At 35.2% G+C, this 7,635-nt stretch carries 7 protein-coding genes; 6 read left to right on the forward strand and 1 reads right to left on the reverse strand.

Annotation, left to right across the window (positions count from 1 at the left end; all coding sequences use genetic code 11):
• The first annotated feature begins 141 nt into the window (after positions 1-141).
• From Q8L85_00970 to Q8L85_00990, 5 genes are read left to right on the forward strand one after another with little or no spacing between them, the layout of a single operon-like run.
• Positions 142-783 (forward strand): CpaD family pilus assembly lipoprotein, encoded by a 642-nt coding sequence (locus Q8L85_00970; GenBank protein MDP1723259.1) that lies wholly within the window; start codon positions 142-144, stop codon positions 781-783.
• Positions 749-1,897 carry a hypothetical protein gene (locus Q8L85_00975; protein MDP1723260.1) on the forward strand — a complete coding sequence of 383 codons (1,149 nt, stop codon included), beginning with the start codon at positions 749-751 and terminating at the stop codon, positions 1,895-1,897. The genes Q8L85_00970 and Q8L85_00975 overlap by 35 nt, the downstream gene beginning before the upstream one ends.
• The gene (locus tag Q8L85_00980) at positions 1,894-3,261 is read left to right on the forward strand and encodes a CpaF family protein (protein MDP1723261.1); all 1,368 of its coding nucleotides are present in this window, start codon (positions 1,894-1,896) and stop codon (positions 3,259-3,261) included. Before Q8L85_00975 ends, Q8L85_00980 begins: the two co-directional genes overlap by 4 nt.
• A 5-nt stretch (positions 3,262-3,266) precedes the next feature.
• Positions 3,267-4,076: a type II secretion system F family protein gene (locus tag Q8L85_00985; GenBank protein MDP1723262.1), complete on the forward strand. Its 810-nt coding sequence runs from the start codon at positions 3,267-3,269 to the stop codon at positions 4,074-4,076.
• Complete coding sequence (locus Q8L85_00990; protein ID MDP1723263.1) at positions 4,069-4,887, forward strand: type II secretion system F family protein; 819 nt, start codon at positions 4,069-4,071, stop codon at positions 4,885-4,887. The genes Q8L85_00985 and Q8L85_00990 overlap by 8 nt, the downstream gene beginning before the upstream one ends.
• A gap of 33 nt (positions 4,888-4,920) precedes the next feature.
• Here the strand turns inward: Q8L85_00990 and prfA are convergent, their stop codons facing one another.
• Positions 4,921-6,000 (reverse strand): peptide chain release factor 1, encoded by a 1,080-nt coding sequence (gene prfA / locus Q8L85_00995; protein ID MDP1723264.1) that lies wholly within the window; start codon positions 5,998-6,000, stop codon positions 4,921-4,923.
• A gap of 214 nt (positions 6,001-6,214) precedes the next feature.
• Here prfA and Q8L85_01000 point away from each other — a divergent pair.
• Positions 6,215-7,635 (forward strand): hypothetical protein (locus tag Q8L85_01000; protein MDP1723265.1); only part of this gene is annotated, 1,421 nt, incomplete at its 3' end.

Raw genomic sequence — 7,635 nt, forward strand, 5'->3', positions numbered from 1 at the left:
ATGATGGAGATCCAGGACCAATAGTTATGTGGAAGGGATTACGTGCCCTATATGAACATATTAAGGCTCGCGAAATATTTCAAAATACATTTGGTCATACTTATGGGTAATGATATGGCCGCGGGACGTAGGAAGTGTGGAGTGAAGCCGAGAAGAAATAGAGAGTGCTTTGAAATTACAACTAATTATCCAACTTTACTTATATTTATTTTATTCCTATCCAGCTGTGCCAAACAAGAATATCATTATATCCCTCAACCCAAACAACTCGGTTTTATTGAAAAAACAGAGAATTTTGTTTTTGATCAAATGGATCAACATAAAATTGATGAATTTAAATTATTTTTGGAAGAATTTATAAACGCCCCCTTTTTACGCGTGAAATTTTATTACTCACCTAAAACACCAGTCGCGTTTAGACAAAAAATGCAACATCTACTTTTAAAAAACGGTCTTAAACCCAAAAAAATAGATTTTTATAAAGATGTTTATTTGCGTAGTTTTTTAAAAGTTGACCTTATTACTTATACAGCTATATTACCAATCTGTCCTGATTGGTCGAGCCCTATACCCAGCACCAAAGAAAATAAAAAGCTTAGTAATTTAGGCTGCACGCAACAAACAAATTTAGGGTTAATGCTTGAAGATCCTTATGATTTAAAGGAATCATCTTCTTTAACGCCAGGCATAGCTTCTGAAAAAATTGACGTCTTCAACGATAAAAAAATACAATCAAGGGAAATTGAAAATGTTTGGTCTGACTCAAAAAGCTTTACCAAATAAAGCGCTTGATATTATTGCGTTCGTACAAGACAATCATAGTCTTTCTATTATTCAAAATTGTGTATCCATTTCAACATCAAGTCTTATTCAAAAAGGATCGATTCAGAACGCCATTGTTTATTTGAAAGAATCAGTATCACCCAAAATTTTATTTATTGATATTGATCACGAAAATTTACCACTTAATAAAATGGAAGAATTGGCAGAGGTAACTGAACCAGGCGTTCATGTGATAGCTTTAGGCACACGTAATGACGTTGGTTTTTTTCGTGAATTATTATCGCTTGGTGTAAGCGATTATTTGGTTAAACCCATATCAAAAGAGCTCATTGAAAAAACAATAAATAGATTATTGCAGCGCGGTCAGTTTATCTCCCAAAAAGAAAAAAGGGGCCGATTGGTTTTATTTTTAGGGACAAAACCACTATTAGGCGCGTCGCATCTTTCTTTTTATACAGCCTGGTCCCTCTCTCAAATACATCACAAAAATACTTTACTTATTGATCTTGATCCATATATTTCACCTTTTTCACTTTGGGCGCACATGCCTAATATTCAAGAAACAAAACATTTATTTGATCAGGCTGATGGGTTCGATACATTAATGCTTAAAAGATCTATTGTGTCTGTAAATTCTAAATTATCACTTCTTTCAAGCTTAGATTCTTTTGATCATGCTTTCACTATCAATACTGATTATTTAGAATTGATCACAAATTATAGTAAAATGCATTATCACTACGTCATTATGCATATACCTTATTTTATGTTTTCAACTTTAGCTTTTTTAAAAGGGCAGGCTCAAAAAACAATTTGTGTGAGTGATTATAGCCTTCAATCTTTGCGTGATTTAATAAGACTCAAAGAATTGGACCTTAATTTTCAAATAGTCCAGAATCAATTTGCGCCTGAATTTATTGCACCTTTTTTATTTAAAAAAAAGCTGAACCACTCAATCGATTTTGATATCTTCATGAATCCGTATAAAGCTGAAGAAGAATTTTGGCATAAATCTATAAAAATACCAAAAGCACTTCACCCGTTAATAGATGATATTGGTGGTTGGGGGTCAGCACGTACTAAAACATCTTGGTTTCGAAAGAAAAGTGCATGAAAAAATTTTTTGGCAAGAAGAAAATTGTTAAGGATGATACATTTCACGAATTTGATTCTAAAAAATTAATTGTCAAAGAATCACATGATACGATCACATATAATAATTTCTTATCAGAAGAAATTATCGAGATTTTAACGCAAAGAATAAAAGAAGAATTAGACCTTCAAGATTTATCCCTACATGATGATACTCATATTAAAAACTTATTTCATACACTGATTCATAAAATTGCCAATGATGAAAAATTATTCTTAAGTCAAAAACAAGAAGATTTTTATGCGGATTATTTAATTCATGACATGCTTGGCTTTGGGCCGCTTGAAACCCTACTTAAAGACGATAAAATTACAGATATTTTCGTGAATGGTCCTTTTGATGTGTTAATTGAAAAAGAAGGTCAGATTCAAAAAACACCCTTATATTTTCGTGATGAAAAACATTTGCTTCAAATTGCACAACGTATTGCTAATCGCATGGGTAGACGTGTTGATGCATCGAAACCTATGGTTGATGCACGTCTTGACGATGATAGTCGCGTGAACATTATTTTACCGCCTTTGAGTCTGTCAGGTATCGTTTTATCTATCCGTAAATTTCGAAAATCTGGGATTTCTTTGGATAAAATGGTTGAAAAGGGAAGTTTATCCCCTAAAATAGAAGAATTTTTAAAATTACTCATTCAATCACGCCTTAATATTTTAATTTCTGGCGGTACGGGTGCTGGCAAAACGACTTTAATGAACGCACTTTCAGCCTATATTTCACCGAATGAACGCATTATTACAATTGAGGATACCGCAGAATTAAGGCTAATGCAGCCGCATGTCATTCGCTTAGAAGCACGCCCACCTAATCTTGAAAGCCAAGGCGAGATCACAATTCGGGATCTTGTCCGTAATGCGTTACGCATGCGTCCTGATCGTATCATTATTGGTGAAGTTCGTGGCCCAGAGGTCATTGATATGCTGCAAGCACTTAATACCGGCCATCAAGGATCGATGTCAACCATTCATGCAAACGAACCTAAAGAAGCGCTCGCACGACTTGAAAACATGGCCTATTTAGCAGGATTATCAAGCCAAAGTTTTGTGCTTAAAGATCTGATTAAGGGAGCCATTGATATCATTGTTCATTTAGAACGTATGCAAGATGGTGTGCGTCGCGTTACAGCTATTTCAGAAATCTTAAGTACAGATGATCAACATATTCTTATTCAGGATCTTTTTAGATTAAATATTCAAGAGGGTAGCTATATTCAGCTTTGTGATAGGCCTTCCTTTTTAGTGAAGGCTGAAAAAATGAAAATTCAAGATGAAGTCAATTGTGCTGATGAAATTCTAAATTTGTTAAGTTCAGTGTAATTTATATGAATAATATTCAATTCATTATTATCGGCACATTATTAATTTTTATACTATTAAATTTATGTTATTTTTTGATTGCACAAAAAAGAAGAAATCTACAGATTGAAGATTTGCTTAATTTCAAAAAAAATAAAAAAACAAAACTGAATTTAAATTCTCTTTATTTATGTATTATCATTGGATCTTATTTTATATCTCTTTATTTGTTTCTAATATTATTTGCCTTATATATCCTTAAGAAGTCATACCTATATTATGTAAAACAACGAAATTTTAAATTTTTTGAAACAAATTTTATGAATAATTTAGAACAATTAGCGCGTCTTCTAAGTGCAGGACTTCCTATGTCTAAGGCTTTAGAGATTCTCTCACAACATCCAAGCTGTTTTGGTCAAGAAATAGGCCGTATATTGAAAGAAATCGCTATAGGAAAAGACATTACATTAGCGTTCAAAGAATCAAGTATTTTATATCCGCTTCAATCCTACCAATATTTCACAACGATTCTTTCCTTGCAATATGAAACAGGCACAAGCATCAAAGAAATGCTTGAAAATCTTTATGCTCTTTTACGCGAAAAGAAAAAATTAGCACAGAAAGCAAAAGCCTTATCTGCGGAAGCACGTTTTTCAATATATCTTATTGGATTTTTACCTGTTGGATTATTTTTAGCGTTGTGGATATTGAACCCAAATTACATTGCGGATTTTTTAAAAAATCCAAACGCGTCTTTAGTGTTATTGATGGCTTTTGGCTTTTGGGGGATAGGTTTTTTTTGGATGTTTCAATTAACGCGGTTTAAACATGGATAATTTTATTATTTTCAGTATTATTTTTAGTCTGTTGTGCGTTACATATTTTGTTATACAAAAAATTAAATTAATACAACTCATTAACCAATCCCTTGGATTTGCATCACCTGACAAAAAATTCTTAAAAGCTTTTAATAAAAATAGTCAAAATTATTACAAAAATATAATGCCATTTAAGTATTATAATAATATACAAAAAATAATGTTAGGACATTTAATCGGCACATTAATTATATTCATAATAGGATTATTAATATCTGAAAAAATCGCTTTCGCCATTGCATTAAGTTTTTTCTATTGCATTCTTTATATATTATTTTTGAAATCTTTAAAAAATAAAGAAACACAAAATATTAATCAAAAATTGCCTGATTTTTTAGATCTTTTATGTTTATTTTTAAAAGCAGGTATTTCAATGCCTCAAACAATAGAAAAAATACTTTCTTTTTTTGAACAATCTTCACCCGAATTTACTAACTTCTTAAAAGAAATCCTGAATGAACTTAAAAAAGGAGAAAGCTTTGTCACAGCTTTTGACCTGAGTGCTCAAAAATTACCGCAAACAAAACTTAAAACATTATCAATTTATTTTGTACAAGCAGAAACTTTTGGTACACCCCTTACGCAAATTTTTCAAATATTAGCGCAAGATATGCGTAGTGATGCGATGGTTTTGATTGAAGAAAAAGCACAAAAACTGGGTGTATTATTGTCCTTACCACTGATTTTATGTTTTTTACCGGCCTTGTTGTTGTTGATTTTTGCGCCAGCTTTATTAAAACTTGCTGAAACACTTCAACAAATTCTATAATTTGTATAAACTGCCCAAAAGGTGAGCAGTTCTTTATTCGCTGGCTTCTGCTAATTTCTGGGCCTGATCTTCTGTCGTTAAAGCATCAATAAATTCATCTAAACCGCTGCCTTCCATCACTTGATCAATTTTATAAAGCGTTAAATTGATACGATGATCAGATACGCGACCTTGTGGAAAATTATAAGTACGAATGCGTTCGGAGCGGTCGCCTGAACCAATCTGGGATTTTCTAGATTGTGCGCGTTCTTGATCTACTTTTTGCCGTTCTACTTCAAAAATACGGGCGCGTAAAATTTTAAGTGCTTTCGCTTTATTTTTATGTTGTGACTTCTCATCTTGTTGTTGCACAACGATGCCCGTGGGAATATGGGTTATACGGACTGCAGAATCGGTTGTATTAACGGATTGTCCGCCTGGTCCACTGGAACGGAAGACATCAATCCTTAAATCTTTTTCTTCAATGTGGACATCGATGTCTTCAGCTTCAGATAATACAGCAACAGTTGCAGCTGACGTATGAATACGCCCACCTGATTCTGTTTTAGGAATACGTTGTACGCGATGCACACCCGATTCATATTTTAGACGTCCAAAAACACCTTGTCCTGCAATAGTAGCGCTTGCATCTTTGATACCACCAATACCCGTATCATCAAAATTAAGCACTTCGAAACGCCAGCCTTTAATTTCCGCATAACGTTGATACATGCGAAAAAGTTCAGCTGCAAATAAGGCGGCCTCTTCACCACCCGTTCCTGCGCGTACTTCAAGAATCGCATTTTTTTCATCAATTGGATCTTTGGGCAACAATAAAATTTGAGTTTCATGCTCTAATTCTGGTAGTTTTTTTCTTAATGCCTGATATTCATCGTCAGCCATTTCTTTAAAATCATTTGTTGTATTGGGGTCATCTAAAAGATTTTTTAAATCAGCAAGCTCACTTTCAACGTTTTGAAGTTCAATGATTTTTTCAGCAATCGGCCTAATTTCAGCCACTTCTTTTGTCAAATTTGTATAAGTTTGAACATCTAATTCATATGCTTTTTCAAGCCCTGCTTCCAGTTCTTTAAAACGTTCAAGTATTGCTTGTAATTTTTTAGATAAAGACATCGATATTCCATGTATATAAAAATTTTAACACCATAAGTGACCCATCATAAAGCAAACAGAATTTATAAACAATATCAATGAATGGATTCATAATTTTTTGCAGAAAAAAGTAATTATAATACTAAATATAAGTATAGATTAAAATTATATAACATTTATAGCTATATTATGGTAATATTATAGTAGAAAACAATAATTCTGGAGGTTGTCTATTATGAAAATGATAAAGATGGCTTGTCTCGGCTTAAGTTTGTTTCTCTTATCACTTAGCCCGACAACAATTCAAGCTGAAGAAGCCACAGCGCCGACGAATCCGTGCCAATATCAGGAATATCTTAACGATCATCAGGACATGTGTACTGAGCTTGTCCAAAAAAACCCGTGTAGTGTCCAAGCATTTCGTGATGAAAATAGTGAAACATGCACAGCATTAGATAAAATAAATATTTGCTCTAATACTAATTTTAGAGAAAACAATACTGAATCATGTCAAAAAGCTGATAATACTTTCCCATGTTCATATTCAAGTTATAGGGAAGATAATGTTCCTTTCTGTCAGAGTGAGGATGCGAAAAATGCATGTAATAATGCTGAATATAAAATGAATAATCCACAAGCTTGTGGATCAAAAGAAGAAATTAAACCCGAAGGTGTAACGCTTTTCACTACACCAGTTAAAAAACCTAAACCACCTAAAACAAAAACTATTATTCAGCAGGCGCCTCCACAAGAGCCTGAAGTAATTATTATGCCATCAGCGCCCAGACCTCCAGTTGTTGTGGTACCTCAAGGGCCTCCACCTCCTATGGATCCTGGCTTTATGCCCCCACCCCCTATGGATCCAGGCTTTATGCCTCCACCCCCTATGGATCCAGGCTTTATGCCCCCTCCACCGGTAGATCCAGGCTTTATACCACCAATTATCGATGATGCGGTAAATCTTTTGGGGGGGATATTTGGCGGTTTATTGCCACCTATCGATAATACCCAACCACCGATAATTATCGATAATACTCAACCACCCATTATTATTGATAATACCCAACCACCTATTATAGTGCCACCTGTTATAGTACCACCAGTTGTACCGCCTATAGTACCGCCAGTTGTACCACCTGTAGTGCCGCCAGTTGTACCACCTGTAGTGCCGCCAGTTGTGCCACCAGTAGTACCGCCAGTTGTGCCACCAGTAGTACCGCCAGTTGTGCCACCAGTAGTACCGCCAGCTGATCCCGGCGTAGCGCCAGTAGTACCGCCAGCTGATCCCGGCGTAGCGCCAGTAGTACCGCCAGCTGATCCCGGCGTAGCGCCAGTTGCACCTCCAGCTGATCCCGGCGTAGCGCCAGTTGCACCTCCAGCTGATCCTGCAGCTATAGCCCCCGTAGGCCCAGCAGCAGCTCTTTCTACTGATGCTCTATTTAAGTCAACAACACCTCCTCTTGGAAAAGACGGTAAGCCTATTGATAAAGCGATCCCTCTTGGAAAAGATGGCAAACCTATTGATAAAGCGATCCCTCTTGGAAAAGACGGCAAGCCTATCGATAAAACAATCCCTCTTGGAAAAGACGGTAAGCCTATTGATAAAGCGATCCCTCTTGGAAAAGACGGTAAGCCTATTGATAAAGCGATCCCTCT

It is taken from the genome of Alphaproteobacteria bacterium (genome assembly GCA_030680745.1).
Classification (GTDB): Bacteria; Pseudomonadota; Alphaproteobacteria; order JAUXUR01; family JAUXUR01; genus JAUXUR01.

Bases quoted from the DNA above. Each gene is read 5' to 3' on its own strand.
- Q8L85_00975 (MDP1723260.1), top strand. From the start codon at position 749: ATGTTTGGTCTGACTCAAAAAGCTTTACCAAATAAAGCGCTTGATATT.
- Q8L85_00980 (MDP1723261.1), top strand. From the start codon at position 1,894: ATGAAAAAATTTTTTGGCAAGAAGAAAATTGTTAAGGATGATACATTT.
- Q8L85_00985 (MDP1723262.1), top strand. From the start codon at position 3,267: ATGAATAATATTCAATTCATTATTATCGGCACATTATTAATTTTTATA.
- Q8L85_00990 (MDP1723263.1), top strand. From the start codon at position 4,069: ATGGATAATTTTATTATTTTCAGTATTATTTTTAGTCTGTTGTGCGTT.
- prfA (MDP1723264.1), bottom strand. From the start codon at position 6,000: ATGTCTTTATCTAAAAAATTACAAGCAATACTTGAACGTTTTAAAGAA.